Annotated in this window: 11 protein-coding genes; all 11 read right to left on the bottom strand. The window is 72.4% G+C overall.

Annotated features, from left to right (window positions below):
* Window positions 1-73: 73 nt before the first annotated feature.
* The gene (locus CRM89_RS01995; protein WP_098083091.1) at window positions 74-829 is read right to left on the bottom strand and encodes a YggS family pyridoxal phosphate-dependent enzyme; all 756 of its coding nucleotides are present in this window, start codon (window positions 827-829) and stop codon (window positions 74-76) included.
* A gap of 59 nt (window positions 830-888) precedes the next feature.
* On the bottom strand, window positions 889-1623 hold the full coding sequence (gene pgeF, locus CRM89_RS01990; protein WP_060592526.1) for a peptidoglycan editing factor PgeF: 735 nt from the start codon (window positions 1621-1623) through the stop codon (window positions 889-891).
* Window positions 1624-1755: 132 nt separating this feature from the next.
* Entirely contained in the window at window positions 1756-2994 is a 1239-nt protein-coding gene (ftsZ, locus tag CRM89_RS01985) for a cell division protein FtsZ (RefSeq protein ID WP_011208300.1), read from the bottom strand.
* A gap of 289 nt (window positions 2995-3283) precedes the next feature.
* Window positions 3284-3982 (bottom strand): cell division protein FtsQ/DivIB, encoded by a 699-nt coding sequence (locus CRM89_RS01980; protein ID WP_086842468.1) that lies wholly within the window; start codon window positions 3980-3982, stop codon window positions 3284-3286.
* On the bottom strand, window positions 3979-5484 hold the full coding sequence (gene murC / locus CRM89_RS01975; protein ID WP_060592530.1) for a UDP-N-acetylmuramate--L-alanine ligase: 1506 nt from the start codon (window positions 5482-5484) through the stop codon (window positions 3979-3981). Before murC ends, CRM89_RS01980 begins: the two co-directional genes overlap by 4 nt.
* A complete protein-coding gene (gene murG / locus CRM89_RS01970) occupies window positions 5481-6617 on the bottom strand; it encodes an undecaprenyldiphospho-muramoylpentapeptide beta-N-acetylglucosaminyltransferase (protein WP_172964427.1) in 1137 nt (378 codons plus the stop codon). The genes murC and murG overlap by 4 nt, the downstream gene beginning before the upstream one ends.
* Before the next feature lie 28 nt (window positions 6618-6645).
* A complete protein-coding gene (gene ftsW / locus CRM89_RS01965) occupies window positions 6646-8040 on the bottom strand; it encodes a putative lipid II flippase FtsW (RefSeq protein WP_050768252.1) in 1395 nt (464 codons plus the stop codon).
* A 113-nt stretch (window positions 8041-8153) separates the two neighbouring features.
* Window positions 8154-9596 carry a UDP-N-acetylmuramoyl-L-alanine--D-glutamate ligase gene (gene murD, locus CRM89_RS01960; protein WP_041560008.1) on the bottom strand — a complete coding sequence of 481 codons (1443 nt, stop codon included), beginning with the start codon at window positions 9594-9596 and terminating at the stop codon, window positions 8154-8156.
* Window positions 9597-9643: 47 nt separating this feature from the next.
* Entirely contained in the window at window positions 9644-10720 is a 1077-nt protein-coding gene (gene mraY, locus CRM89_RS01955) for a phospho-N-acetylmuramoyl-pentapeptide-transferase (protein WP_011208294.1), read from the bottom strand.
* Window positions 10717-12216: a UDP-N-acetylmuramoyl-tripeptide--D-alanyl-D-alanine ligase gene (murF, locus tag CRM89_RS01950; protein WP_060592532.1), complete on the bottom strand. Its 1500-nt coding sequence runs from the start codon at window positions 12214-12216 to the stop codon at window positions 10717-10719. The genes mraY and murF overlap by 4 nt, the downstream gene beginning before the upstream one ends.
* 154 nt (window positions 12217-12370) lie before the next feature.
* Window positions 12371-13945 (bottom strand): UDP-N-acetylmuramoyl-L-alanyl-D-glutamate--2,6-diaminopimelate ligase, encoded by a 1575-nt coding sequence (locus CRM89_RS01945; protein ID WP_098083090.1) that lies wholly within the window; start codon window positions 13943-13945, stop codon window positions 12371-12373.
* Between the last annotated feature and the right edge of the window lie 94 nt (window positions 13946-14039).

Below are 14039 nucleotides of genomic sequence, written 5' to 3'. Positions count from 1 at the left end.
GGTGTTGAAGTCTTGCTCAGCCCCTCGTCCGTCCCAATCTTATGTGTCATATGTGACTGATGAGGTTTCTTTGCTAGCCCGAGGTTATCGGTCGCGCACCCATCAAGGCGGTACCGACACGCACACACGTGGAACCGTGTGCGATCGCGGATTCCAGATCCCCGGACATTCCTGCGGAAAGCTCCCGCGCACCGGGGTGGCGCGCCAGGATCCGCGTGTGCAAGGTCTCGAGAAGGGCGAACGCGCTATCGGGCTCGGCGTCCAGCGGCGGAATGGCCATCAGGCCCGCGAGCTGCAGTCCTTCCGCGGCGGCGATCCGGTCGGCCAGCTCGTCCAGCTTCTCGGGCACGACGCCGCCCCGGGCCGGATCGGCGTCCAGGCTCACCTGCACCAGCACCCGCACCGGTTCGGCGCGCTCGCCCGCGGCCAGCGCGGCGCACGCACCCCTGTCAAGAGCCGTTGCCAGACGTTCGCTGTCCACCGAATGCACGGTGTGCGCCCACCGGGCGACCACCTTCGCCTTGTTGCGCTGCAACCGGCCGATCATGTGCCAGGCGATACCGTCGAGTCCGCTCAGTTCGGCCACCTTCGCCGAGGCCTCCTGCTCGCGTGACTCGCCGAACTCGCGCAGTCCGAGGTCGTGGAGGATCGCCACATCACGGGCCGGGAAGAACTTCGTCACCGGCAGCATCCGGACCGAGTCCGGCGCGCGACCGCTCGCACGGCAGGCCGCCTCGATGCGCGCCAGCAGCGCGTCCAGATTCGCCGACAGCTCCGCGGCGCGCGCGGCGACCGCGTCGGCGACCGGCGTCCCCGCCGCTCCACTCACACCCTGCACCTTTCCCCAACCTCCCGGCTCGACGTCGTGGATACCCCGGCCGCCGCGGTTCACACGCCCGCGCGGGTGTCCATCCAGATGACCCCGGCCAGCCTGCCCGTGGGAGCGCCGCGCCGGTGACTGAACAACGTCTTGTCCTCGATGGTGCAGCGCGGATCGACCGCGACCGCGCCGACGCCCGCCTCGGTGAGCTGCCTGCGGATGCCCGCGCGCAGGTCGAGGCCGGGGGTGCCGCGCACGGTGGTGGTGGCGCTGCCGGGCAGATGGGCCTCGACGTCGTCGCGCATGGCGGCGGGCACCTCGTAGTGGCGGCCGGAGGCGGCCGGGCCGAGGAAGGCGCCGATCCGCTCGGGCCGGGCGCCCTGGGCGATCATCACCTCGAGCACCCGCGGGACGATGCCGATGCGGGCGCCGATGCGGCCCGCGTGCACGGCCGCGATGACGCCTGCCTCGTCGTCGGAGAGCAGGATCGGCACACAGTCGGCGCTCAGCACCACCAGCGCCAGATCGGGCACGGTGGTCACCAGCGCGTCGGTGGCGGGCACCGGCTCGTCGCGCGGACCGTCGACCACCTCGACGTTGCGGCCGTGGATCTGCTCCATCCACACCAGTCGCTCGGGGGCCAGGCCGATCCCCTCGGCCAGCCGGACGCGGTTGCGCCGGACGGCGGCCGGATCGTCGCCCACGTGGTCGCCGAGATTGAACGAGTCGTAGGGCGGCGCCGAGAAGCCGCCCGCCCGCGTGGTGGTGACCCGGCGGACGGTGAGCGTGGAGGCAACTGTCATGCGTCCGAGCGTAATAGCACCGCGCGAGTGCGGCGGCGCGCTGCCGCGGCACCCGATGAATCATGCTGGTCGGTCGCATGATTCGGCCGCGGGCACGCCACCGGCGCCGGTGCCCGCACCGCGGCCGCGGCGTCAGCGACGCATGAAATCGGGCACGTCGACGTCGTCGTCGGGATCGGGGTCCTGGATATGGGAGCGGCTGTTGTGCGCGACGGTCGGCTCGGCCAGGCGGGCCCGCTCGCTGTCGCGGTAGTTCGGCACCGCGCCCCGGGTGGAGCCGGTCGAGGCGCTCGCCGACGACGCGCTCTCGGTGGCCCGCGACGGGGGCAGCTCGCTGCCGCGGTTGCTGATCTCCCCCGCGCGGCCCGCGCCGATGGTGCCACCCCGGGTGTGCGACGGCGTGTCGAAGGTGCGCCGGGCCGGACCGCCCCCGTCGAAGCCGGCCGCGATGACGGTCACCCGCACCTCGTCACCGAGCGAATCGTCGATGACGGTGCCGAAGATGATGTTCGCCTCGATGTGCGCGGCCTCCTGCACCAGCGAGGCCGCCTCGTTGATCTCGAACAGGCCCAGATCCGAACCGCCCGCGATCGACAGCAGCACGCCGTGCGCGCCGTCCATCGACGCCTCGAGCAGCGGCGAGTTGATCGCCGCCTCGGCGGCCTTGACCGAACGCCCCTCCCCGCGCGCCGAGCCGATGCCCATCAGGGCGCTGCCCGCGCCCGACATCACGCTCTTGACGTCGGCGAAGTCGACGTTGATCAGGCCGGGGGTGGTGATCAGGTCGGTGATGCCCTGCACACCGTTGAGCAGCACCTCGTCGGCGGAACGGAAGGCGTCCATCAGGCTCACCGCGGCGTCGCCGAGCTGGAGCAGGCGGTCGTTGGGGATGACGATGAGCGTGTCGCAGGACTCGCGCAGCATGTTGATGCCGACCTCGGCCTGGTTGCCGCGGCGCTTGCCCTCGAACGAGAACGGCCGGGTGACCACGCCGATGGTCAGCGCGCCGAGCTTGCGCGCGATGCTGGCGACCACCGGCGCACCGCCGGTGCCCGTGCCGCCGCCCTCACCCGCGGTGACGAAGACCATGTCGGCGCCCTTGAGCACCTCTTCGATCTCGTCCTTGTGGTCCTCGGCCGCCTTGCGGCCGACCTCGGGATCGGCGCCGGCGCCGAGACCGCGGGTGAGCTCACGGCCGACGTCGAGCTTGACGTCGGCATCGCTCATCAGCAGCGCCTGCGCGTCGGTGTTGACCGCGATGAACTCGACTCCCTTGAGTCCCTGTTCGATCATCCGGTTGACGGCATTCACGCCGCCGCCGCCGATACCGACGACCTTGATCACTGCAAGGTAGTTGTGCGGGGGCGTCATGGGCTCTCGCCTTCCTTCGATCCAAGCCTGTCATTTCGGAAAACCCTGAACCTCAACCATAGGGTTAGCGTTATGTCAAGTATCCGACTGCTGCGGAACGCTATTCGCCGCCGCCGCGATCCCGGCGCAGGCGCGCCGAAACGAGGAACAGAATCTTGCACGATCCCACTCACCGCGGGCGGGGCACCCCGTAGGGTTGGACGGTTGCTCACCGCGGGACGATCCGGCCGCAGCAACCGGACCGGTGGCACACCACCCCCGAAAACCGGCCGGGCGCACGAGGTGTCGATCACTTCACCGTGACCAGATTCGGACTCGAAACGTCGAACACCGTGCCCTCTCGCGTCAACAGCGGCAACACCACCGCCGCCTTGCGTTCGGCATCGTCCGCTCCGCCCCACACTACCGTGCGGCCGTCCTTCAGTTTCAAGGAGATGTCCGAAATCGACCGCGCGACAACCTCGCCCACCTGGATCTTCAACGCGGGCGGCACGGCGTTCACGACGGTGACCGCTGCCCTGGTCAGCGGATCGGCGCTGCCGGGGTGGTCGGCGACGAGCTTGGGCAGGCCGGGCGGAGGCGGCTCGATCGCGAATTCGACGGCCTCGCCGTCGAGCAGATGCGAACCCTGCGGGGTGTCGAAGTACAGCACCGCCTCCCGCTCGACCACCGTGACCCGCAACGTCTGCGGATACACGCGCTTGATCCGCACCGAGGCCACCTTGGGAAGCGCGGCCACCCGCCGGGCCATCGCGTCGGTGTCGACCCGCAGCAGAGACCGGCCCTCGGGGACCTGCAACTGGGCCATGACCTCGTCCTCGGGCACCGCGCGCAGTCCTTCCACGGCCACCGTGCGCACCGAGAGCACCGGGCTGAACCACGCCACCGCGAGCAGCACGGTCAACAGGCTCACCGCGAGCAGGGCCCACAGCCGTACCCGGCGCAGCCCGCCCGGGCCGAGCAGTTCCCCCGCCGCGCGCACGCTCACCGCCCGTGCTGGGGCCGCGCCCGTAGGCCGTCGAGGATCTGGCTGCCGAGCATCGTGACGTCGCCCGCGCCCATGGTGATGACCACGTCGCCCGGCAGCGCGAGCCCGGCCACCTGACGGCCGACCCGCGACATGTCGGGCTGGTAGTGCACCGGCGCGGTGACCGCCTGGGCCACCAGCGCGCCGTTCACCCCGGGCATCGCCTTCTCCCGTGCGCCGTACACGTCGAGCACCACGACCTCGTCGGCCAGGCTCAGCGCGGCGCCGAATTCGGCGGCGAAGGTGGCGGTGCGGCTGTAGAGGTGCGGCTGGAAGACCACGATCACCCGGCCCTGCCGGGAGCGGGCCCCGTCGCGAGCCTCCTGCTCGACCAGCGCGGCGGCGGCGCCGAGCACCGCCCGCACCTCGGTGGGATGGTGGGCGTAGTCGTCGAAGACCCGCACGCCGTTCTCCCGGCCGACGAACTGGAACCGGCGATGCACGCCGCCGAAGCCCTCCAGCCCCTGGATGATCTCGTCCAGGTCGGCGCCCGCGGCGCGGGCGGCCAGCAGCGCGGCCAGCGCGTTGAGCGCCATGTGCCTGCCCGGCACCGACAACCGCAGCGTGCGCGGGGCGGGTTCGTCGCCGAGCTGGAACTGGGCGACCCCACCCACGTCGCGCGGCTCCCAGCTGTGCAGGCGCACCCCGACCGGAACCGGCGCGTCGGCGAGTTCGCCGGAGCCGTAACCGAGTACCCGCACACCGCGCTCGGCCAGCCGCGCGCCGACCCGTTCGGCCAGCGCTCGCGAACCCGGATCGTCCAGGCACACCACCAGCAGTCCGCCCGCGGCGAGCCGGTCGGCGAAATCGTCGAACACCTGGGTGTAGGCGGCGTCGGAGCCGAAGAAGTCCAGGTGGTCGGACTCGATGTTGGTGACCACGGCGACGTCCGGGTCGTACTGCAGCAGCGAGCCGTCGCTCTCGTCGGCCTCGGCCACGAAGATCTCGCCGGTGCCGTGGTGGGCGTTGGTGCCCGCCTCGTTCAGCTCACCGCCGACCGCGAAGGACGGGTCGAAACCGCAGTGCTGCAAGGCCACGATGAGCATCGAGGTGGTGGAGGTCTTGCCGTGCGTGCCCGACACCAGCAGGGTGCGGTGCCCGCGCATCAGCGAGGCCAGCACCGCCGGACGCAGCAGCACCGGGATGTCGCGGCGCTGCGCCTCCACCAGTTCCGGATTCGTCTTGGGGATCGCCGCGTAGGTGGTGACCACCGCGGTCGGACCGCCGGGCAGCAGGTCGAGCGCGCCCGCGTCGTGGCCGATGCGGACCTGCGCGCCGCGGGCCCGCAGCGCCAGCACGCCGCGGCTCTCCTTCGCGTCGGAGCCGGAGACCTCGCCGCCGCGCGACAACAGGATCCGCGCGATGCCGGACATACCGGCACCGCCGATGCCGACCATGTGCACGCGCCGCAGCTCCGGCGGCAGCGCCGACCGCTGCTCGGTGCCCGCGGCGATGTCGTTCATCGCGCCACCCGCACGGCGATGCGCGCCACCTCGTCGGCGGCGTCGCGGTGTCCCGCACCGGCGGCGGCACGGCCCATCTCGGTCAGCCGGGTTCGGTCCAGCAGCAGCGGTATCACCTCGTCGATCACGTATTTCGGGGTCAGTTCCGAGTCGGGGACAATTCTGCCACCGCCCTGCGCGACGATCGGACGGGCGTTGAACTCCTGCTCGCCGTTGCCGTGCGGCAGCGGCACGTAGAACGCGGGCAGGCCGACCGCCGAGACCTCGGCCACCGTCATCGCTCCCGAGCGGCACACCACCGCGTCGGCGGCGGCGTAGGCCAGATCCATCCGCGACAGGTACGGCACCGCGACATAGCGTGCCGTACCACCGGTTTCGGGCACGTCCAGGGTGTTCTTCGGGCCGTGCGCGTGCAGCACCGAGATCCCCGCCGCCGCCAGCTGCGGCGCGGCTCCCGCGATCGCCTCGTTCAGGCTGCGCGCGCCCTGCGAGCCGCCGAACACCAGCAGCACCGGGCCCGCATCGGGGAGCCCGAAGTGCGCACGGGCCTCCTCGCGCAGCGCGGTCCGGTCCAGCGCGGTGATGGATTCGCGCACCGGGATGCCCACCACCTCGGCACCGGGCAACCCCGAATCCGGCACCGCGGCCAGCACCGCGCGCGCCACCCTGGCGCCGATCTTGTTGGCGATGCCCGCCTTCGCGTTGGCCTCGTGCACGATCACCGGCACCGCGCGGCGACGGCGCAGCACACCGCGGCCCGCCGCCAGGTAGGCCGGCAGCGCGACATAGCCGCCGAAACCGATGATCACGTCGGCCTGCACGGCGTCGATCACCGCGCGGGTGCGCCGCACCGAGGCGCGCACCCGGGCGGGCAGCCGCAGCAGGTCGACGGTCGGCTTGCGCGGCAACGGCACCGGCGGGATCAGCTCGAGCGGATAGCCGCGCTCGGGCACGAGCCGGGTCTCCAGCCCCCGTTCGGTGCCCAGCGCCGTCACCCGGATGGCGGGGTCGAGCCGCCGCAGCGCGTCGGCGACCGCGAGTGCCGGTTCGATGTGTCCTGCCGTGCCACCGCCCGCGACGATCACCGAGAGCCCGGAACCGGAATCCTTCGTGGTCACCTCGTACTCCTCCACCGGGCCCGTCGTGCGCGTCGCCCGTCACTCACCTGTATCTTCCCCGTTCTCTCGCGTGTGGCATCGGATAGGTCGGCTCCCAGGCTCTGGTCGCGCGCGCCGAGCTGGTGCCGCGGCTCTCCCCCGCGCGGCGCCGCCGCGGCGCGGGCTGGCGGGAGCGCTCGCCCGGGCGGGGCCGCGCACCCTCGCCGCGACCACGCTCACCACGCCGGGCGGCCGAGCGGGCGCGCGCGGCCTCGGCCTTGGCCGGCGAATACGGCTCGGGCTTGGGCAGGCGCAGCAACCGGCTGAACCGCCCGTCCTGCCCGGCCTGCAAGGCCGCCACCGCCTCGGGTTCGTGCCGGGCGGCGTTGGCGATGATGCCGAACATGAACAGCGTGATCGCCAGCGACGAGCCGCCCGCCGAGACCAGCGGCAGCTGCAGGCCGGTCACCGGCAGCAGGCCGACGACGTATCCGACGTTGATCAGTGCCTGCGCGGTGATCCAGGTGGTGGCCGTGGCGACCAGCAGCCGCAGGAACGGGTCCACCGAGCGGGCCGCGATGCGCAGGCCGGTGTAGACGAACAGCGCGAACAGGCCGAGCACCAGCGCACAGCCGAGGAACCCGAGTTCCTCGCCGATGATGGCGAAGATGAAGTCGTTGTGCGAGTTGGGCAGGTAGCTCCATTTGGCGCGGCTCTGGCCGAGCCCGCGACCCCAGATCCCGCCGTCGGCCAGCGAGTACAGCGCCTGGCGGGCCTGGTAGCCGATGCCCTGCGGATCCTCGCCGGGATTGAAGAAGGCGCGCATGCGGTCGGAGCGGTACCCCGCCGACAGGGCCAGCACGGCCGCGGCGACGATGCCGGAGATGGCGATGGTGACGAACAACCGCACCGGCAGCCCACCGAACCACAGCAGCGCGGCGAGCACGATGCCGAGGGCGATCGTGGTCGACAGGTTGGGCTCGAGCACTACGAGCAGGCAGACCAGCATGCCCGCGGGCACCAGCGGCACCAGGATGTCCTTGAGCGGCGCCTGTTCGCTGCGCCGGGAGGCCAGCAGGTGCGCGCCCCACACCACCAGCGTCACCTTCACGATCTCCGAGGGCTGCACCGAGACCGGGCCGAGATCGATCCAGCGCCGCGAACCCTGCACCTCGGTGCCGATCCCCGGGATCAGCACCAGGAACAGCGCGAGCACCGACAGCGCGAACAGCGGGAACGACCACTGCCGCAGCCGCCGGATCGGGATGCGCAGCGCCAGATAGAACAGCACGCAGCCGATCGCGGCGAACATGGTCTGCTGCACGAACAGCGAATAGGCCGAGCCGCCCTCGGCGTAGGCCTCCACGCTGGAGGCCGAGAGCACCATCACCAGACCGAGCACCGTCAGCAACGTGGCGATGGTGACGATCAGGTGGAACGAGGCCAGCGGACGCGCCATCCAGGTGAGGAACCGGGTCACCGCGGGAGCACGGGCGCCCGCCGGCCGGGCCGCGCGCGCCTGCTTGCCGGTGTCGGACTTGCCGCGGCGCAGCGCCCGCCGGGCGGGCGCGGTCACGGCTGCCGCCCGATGTCACCGTCTTCCAGCGCGTGCACCGCGTCGGCGAAGCTGCGTCCACGGTGGGTGTAATCGGCGAACATGTCCAGCGAGGCGGCCGCGGGCGCGAGCAGCACGGTGTCGCCCGCGCGGGCGTACCCGGCGGCCGTGCGCACGGCCGCCGCCATCACGGCGTCGGCCTCGTCGGGGCGGAGCGGGTCGTCGGCCATCACTGCATCGTCACCCGCGCGCACCTCGACCACGGGGACCTCGGGCGCGTGTCGCGCCAACGCGGCCGCGATCACCGGCGCGTCGACGCCGATCAGCACGGCGGCGACCAGCCGGTCGGCGACCTCCTCCACCAGGTCCTCCACGGCCGCGCCCTTGAGCCGGCCGCCCGCGATCCAGACCACGTGCGGGTGGGCCAGGATCGAGGAGCGGGCCGCGTGCGGGTTGGTGGCCTTGGAGTCGTCGATGAACTCGACACCGGCCACCTCCCGCACGAACGCCGCCCGGTGCGGGCCCACCTTGTGCTCCTGCAGGCCCTCCTTGACGAACTGCGGCGCGACGTCGATGGCCCTGGTCAGCGCGGCGGCGGCCAGCGCGTCGGCGACACCGGCGGGCCCGGGCGGGCTGATGTCGCCCACCTCGGCCAGGATCGCGGCCTTGGTGAACGCGCGATCGAGCAGTTTGCCGTCCACCACGCCCAGCTCGCCGTCGGCGGGCACGCCGACCCGGAAGCCGACCGTGCGCCGGGCCTTGGAGCGCCGGGCCAACGCCGCGGCCACCGGATCGTCCAGGCCGACCACGCCGATCCGTCCGACCAGCGCCCTGGCCTTGGCCGCGGCGTAGGCGTCCAGCCCGCCGTGCCAGTCCAGATGGTCCTCGGCGACGTTGAGCACCACGCCCGCCTCCGGGCGCACCGAGGGAGCCCAGTGCAGCTGGAAGCTCGACAGTTCCACCGCCAGCACCTGCGGACCGGGGTTGCGGCGCAGCGCGTCCAGGATCGGCAGCCCGATGTTGCCGCAGGCGACGCTCGCGATCCCCGCCGCGCGCAGGATGGCGTGCGTCATCTGAGTGGTGGTGGTCTTGCCGTTGGTGCCGGTGACGACCAGCCACTTGCGCACCGGCCCGTAGATGCGGGCCTGGTCCACCCACCAGGCGAACTCGACATCGCCCCAGACCGGGATGCCCTCGGTGACCGCCGAGACCAGCACCGGCGAGTCCGGCCGCCAGCCCGGGCTGGTGATGACCAGCGCGAACCGGCTCAGGTCGGCGCTCTCGAGCTCGACCGAGGTGGCCACCTCCAGGCCGAGTTCGGCGGCCTCGGCCAGCGCCTTCGCGCCGCTGTCGGTGACGACGGGATGCGCGCCGATGTCGCGCAACGGCTCCACCAGCGAGCGCCCGGAGATGCCCCAGCCGGCGACGAGCACGTCACGCCCGCGCAGGAATTCGAGCATGGGCCCCGGTGATCGCAGGGCCCGCGGAGAATGTTCGACCATCCTGATCACCCGACCGCGGAGAGATATTCGCTGTAGAACAGGCCGAGACCGAAGGCCGAGGCCATCGCGGCCAACAACCAGAACCGGATGATGACGGTCGTCTCCGCCCATTTGCTGAGTTCGAAGTGATGATGGAACGGCGCCATCTTGAACAACCGGTTGCGCGTGGTGCGGAACACCGCCACCTGCAACACCACCGAGGCGGCCTCGGCGACGAACAGCGCGCCGATCACCACCATCAGCAGCTCGGTGCGGGTGGTGATGGACAACCCGGCCAGCAGGCCGCCCAGCGCCAGCGACCCGGTGTCGCCCATGAAGATCTTCGCCGGCGCCGCGTTCCACCACAGGAAGCCGATGCAGGCCGCGGTGCCCGCCGCGCACACCAGCGCCAGGTCCAGCGGATCACGCACGTTGTAGCAGCCGGTCTCCGGCTTGGTGGCGCACGCGTGGTAGTACTGCCAGAAGGTGATGATGACGTAGCCGCCCAGCACCAGGCTCATCGAGCCGGCGGCCAGGCCGTCCAGCCCGTCGGTGAGGTTCACCGCGTTCGACCAGGCGACCACCACCAGGCTGACGAAGGCCAGGAAGACGATCACCCCCATCGAGACCGTGGTGATGTCGCGGACGTAGGACAGGTGCCTGCTGGCCGGGGTGAGCCCGTTCTCGCCGCGGAACTGCAGCGCCAGCACGCCGAAGACGATGGCGGCGGTCAGCTGCCCGAGATACTTGCCCGCGGCGGTCAGGCCGAGGTTGCGGCCCTTGCGGATCTTGATGAAGTCGTCGATGAAGCCGACCGCGCCCAACGCGGTCGCCAGACCGAGCACCAGCAGCGCCGACGCCGAGGGCCCCTCGGCGTCGTAGGCGATGCCGATCAGGTGCGAGCCCAGGTAACCGGCCCACATGCCGATGAGGATGGCCACGCCGCCCATGGTCGGCGTGCCGCGCTTGGACTGGTGGCTGGCCGGCCCGTCGACCCGGATCTCCTGCCCGAAGCCCTGTTTGGCGAAGAACTTGATCAGCGCCGGGGTCAACAGGATCGACACCGTCAGCGCGATCGCCGCCGCGAATAGGATCTGTCTCACTGCGCCGCCTCCGTGTCGCTGCCCGCCCGGCGGGTCAGATGCTCGGCGACCTCCCACAGGCCCACCGACTTCGATGCCTTCACCAACACCACGTCACCCGGCTCGACCTCCCGGTCGAGCAACGCGACGGCGGCGTCGATGTCGGGCACCAGCACCGACTCCTCGCCCCACGAGCCTTCCATGACCGCGCCCTGGTGCATCGCCCGGGAGGGGCGGCCGGTGCCGACGACGACCAGCCGGTCGACGTCCAGACGCACCGCGAGCCTGCCGATCCCGTCGTGTTCGAGCACCGACTCCTCGCCCAGCTCGGCCATCTCGCCGAGCACCGCCCAGCTGCGCCGCGGCCGCTCGCCCGCCCGGGACATGGTGACCAGCGCCTTGAGCGCGGCCCGCACCGAGTCGGGGTTGGCGTTGTAGGAGTCGTTGACCACGGTGACGCCGTCGGCGGTGGTCCGCACGTCCATCCGGCGTTCGGACACCGCGCGGGCGCCGGACAACGCCGCGGCGACGGTGGCGAGATCGGCGCCGCATTCGCTCGCCACCGCGGCGGCGGCGAGCGCATTGCCGACCTGGTGTTCGCCGTGCACGCCGAGCCGGATCTCGGTGCTGCCCGCGGGGGTGTGCAGGGTGAAGGTGGCACGTGCCTGCTCGTCGAGGCGGACCTCGCTCGCGCGGTAGTCGGCGTCGCCGGACAGACCGACGCGGACCACCCGCGCGGCCGTGCGCGCGGCCATGGCCGCCACGTTCGGGTCGTCGGCGTTGAGGATCGCGAGCCCGTCGGCGGGCAGCGCTTCGACCAGTTCGCCCTTGGCGCGGGCAATGGCCTCGCGGCTGCCGAACTCGCCGAGGTGGGCGGTGCCGACGTTGAGCACCACGCCGATGCGCGGTGGCGCGACCTCGGCCAGCGCGGCGATGTGCCCGACACCGCGGGCGGACATCTCCAGCACCAGGAAGCGGGTGTCGGCGGTGGCGCGCAACGCCGTCCAGGGGTGGCCGAGCTCGTTGTTGAACGAGCCGGGCGGCGCGACGACCGGGCCGAGCGGCGCGAGCACGGCGGCGAGCAGATCCTTGGTGGAGGTCTTGCCGGACGAGCCGGTCACCCCGACGACGGTGAGACCACCGGCGGCGCTGAGCCTTTCGACGCTGGCGCGGGCCAGCGCGGCCAGCGCGGCGAGCACCGCGGCGCCGGAGCCGTCGGCGTCGTGCGCCAGCGCCATCGACGTGGCCGGCACACTGCCCCGCCGTGGTTCGACCACCACCGCGGGCACGCCCACCGGTCGCGCCGCCAGCACCGCGGCCGCACCGGCGGCCACCGCCGCGGCGGCGTAGTCGTGCCCGTCGGCCCGTTCACCGGGCAGGGCGAGGAACAGATCCCCCGAACCGATGCGGCGCGAATCGAATTCGGCCGTACCGGTCACTCGCACCTCCGGGTCGGGAGCGTCGTGCAGCGTGCCGCCGACGACGTCCGCGATCTCCCGCAGTGTCATCTCGATCATGAAACCGTCAAGTCCTCCGCGTCCGTCCGCGACGGACGGTCGTCTCCGGGGCATCGTCCGTGCCCGCTTCTTCCGTGCCCGTTCGTTCGGTGCCCGTTCTTTCGGTGCCCGTTCGTTCGGCACCCACTGTGAACAGGTTGTGCCACACGTTCGTTCATGTGCGCGCCTCCGCGCCCGCCTTGCCGGCCAGCGCCGCGGCGAGAACCTCCCGGTCGTCGAACGGGTGCTTGACCCCCGCGATCTCCTGGCCGGTCTCGTGGCCCTTGCCCGCCACCAGCACCGCGTCGCCGCGGCGCGCCCACGCCACCGCGGCCTCGATCGCGGCGGCGCGGTCGCCGATCTCGCGCACCTCGCCGCGCACCTCCGCGGGCACCTCGAGTGCCCCGGCGCGCAGCGCGGCGCGGATCGTCGCCGGATCCTCGGTGCGCGGGTTGTCGTCGGTGATGACGAGCAGGTCCGCACCGCGGGCACCGGCCGCGCCCATCAGCGCGCGCTTGCCCGCGTCGCGGTCACCGCCCGCGCCGACCACCACGGCCAGCCTGCCCGGATGTTCGGGATCGGCGGCGGTCAGGTGCTCGCGCAGCGTGGCGATGACCGATTCCAGCGCGGCGGGTTTATGGGCGTAATCCACCACCGCCAGGAAGTCCTGCCCGCGCTCCACCCGCTGCATCCGCCCCGGCACGTCCACGGTGGCCAGCGCGGGCGCGGCAACGGCCGGATCGGCGCCCGCGGCCGCGCAGACCGCGACGGCCAGCAGCGCGTTGGCGACGTTGTAGCGGCCGGGCAGCCGCAACCGCACGCCCAGCTCGCCGGCGGGCCCAGCGGCGGTGAATTCCTGCTCGGCCCCCACCGTGGCGACCCCGCCCGCGACCCGCCAGTCGGCCTCACCGGTGGTGGACACGGTGATCGGCGCGGCCAGCCCCTCGGCCAGCCGCCTGCCCCACGCGTCGTCCACGCAGACCACCGCGGTGCGCGCGGCGACCGGCGACTGCGGCTCGAAGAGCCTGCGCTTGGCGGCGAAGTAGTCCTCGAAATCGGCGTGGAAATCCAGGTGATCCTGGGAGAGGTTGGTGAAGGCACCCACGTCGAAGCGCACGCCGTCGACGCGGCCGAGCGCGAGCGCGTGGCTGGAGACCTCCATCACCACCGCCTGCACGCCCTGCTCGACCATCAGCGCGAACATCGCGTGCAGCTGCGGCGCCTCGGGGGTGGTCAGGGCGCTGGGCACCCGCCTGCCGCCGATCCTGGTCTCGATGGTGCCGATCAGCGCGGTCGACAGGCCCGCGGCGGCCAGCCCGGCCTCCACCAGATAGGAGGTGGTGGTCTTGCCGGAGGTGCCGGTGATCCCGATCAGGCGCAGGCGCTGGGAGGGCTGGCCGTACACGGCGGCCGACAGCTCGCCGAGCACCTCGCGCGGGCGTTCGCGCACCAGCACCGGGACCGTGAGCCCGTCGAGCACGCGCGCGCCCTCGGCATCGGTGAACACCGCGACCGCGCCGCGCGCGACCGCGTCGTGGGCGAAGCGGGCGCCGTGCGCGTGCGCGCCGGGCAGCGCCGCGAACAGGTCGCCGGGCTGCACCGCGCCGGAACGCTGTTCGATGCCGGTGACCACGACGTCGGCGGGCACCGGCGCGGCCGCGTGGGCGCCGGTCAGCTCCAGCACGGTGGTCAGCGGCGTCGACGGCGGGTCGACCGGCCGCAGCACGGGCTGGCTGGACTGCTGGGGCACCTTGCTCCTCTCTGGTGGGGCGAATTCTGCGGACACGCGAGGGTGGCGACGAGTCAGGTTACCGACGCGCGCGCACGCCCGGGCAACGCGCCTC

This window comes from Nocardia sp. FDAARGOS_372 (assembly GCF_002554515.1).
In the GTDB taxonomy this organism is placed as follows: Bacteria; Actinomycetota; Actinomycetes; order Mycobacteriales; family Mycobacteriaceae; genus Nocardia; species Nocardia farcinica.
The sequence above is the reverse complement of the archived record's forward strand: the minus strand, read 5'-3'. Positions and strand labels throughout refer to the sequence as shown.

Bases quoted from the DNA above. Each gene is read 5' to 3' on its own strand.
- murD (WP_041560008.1), bottom strand. From the start codon at position 9,596: ATGCTCGAATTCCTGCGCGGGCGTGACGTGCTCGTCGCCGGCTGGGGC.
- murF (WP_060592532.1), bottom strand. From the start codon at position 12,216: ATGATCGAGATGACACTGCGGGAGATCGCGGACGTCGTCGGCGGCACG.
- pgeF (WP_060592526.1), bottom strand. From the start codon at position 1,623: ATGACAGTTGCCTCCACGCTCACCGTCCGCCGGGTCACCACCACGCGG.
- ftsW (WP_050768252.1), bottom strand. From the start codon at position 8,040: ATGGCGCGTCCGCTGGCCTCGTTCCACCTGATCGTCACCATCGCCACG.
- murC (WP_060592530.1), bottom strand. From the start codon at position 5,484: ATGAACGACATCGCCGCGGGCACCGAGCAGCGGTCGGCGCTGCCGCCG.
- ftsZ (WP_011208300.1), bottom strand. From the start codon at position 2,994: ATGACGCCCCCGCACAACTACCTTGCAGTGATCAAGGTCGTCGGTATC.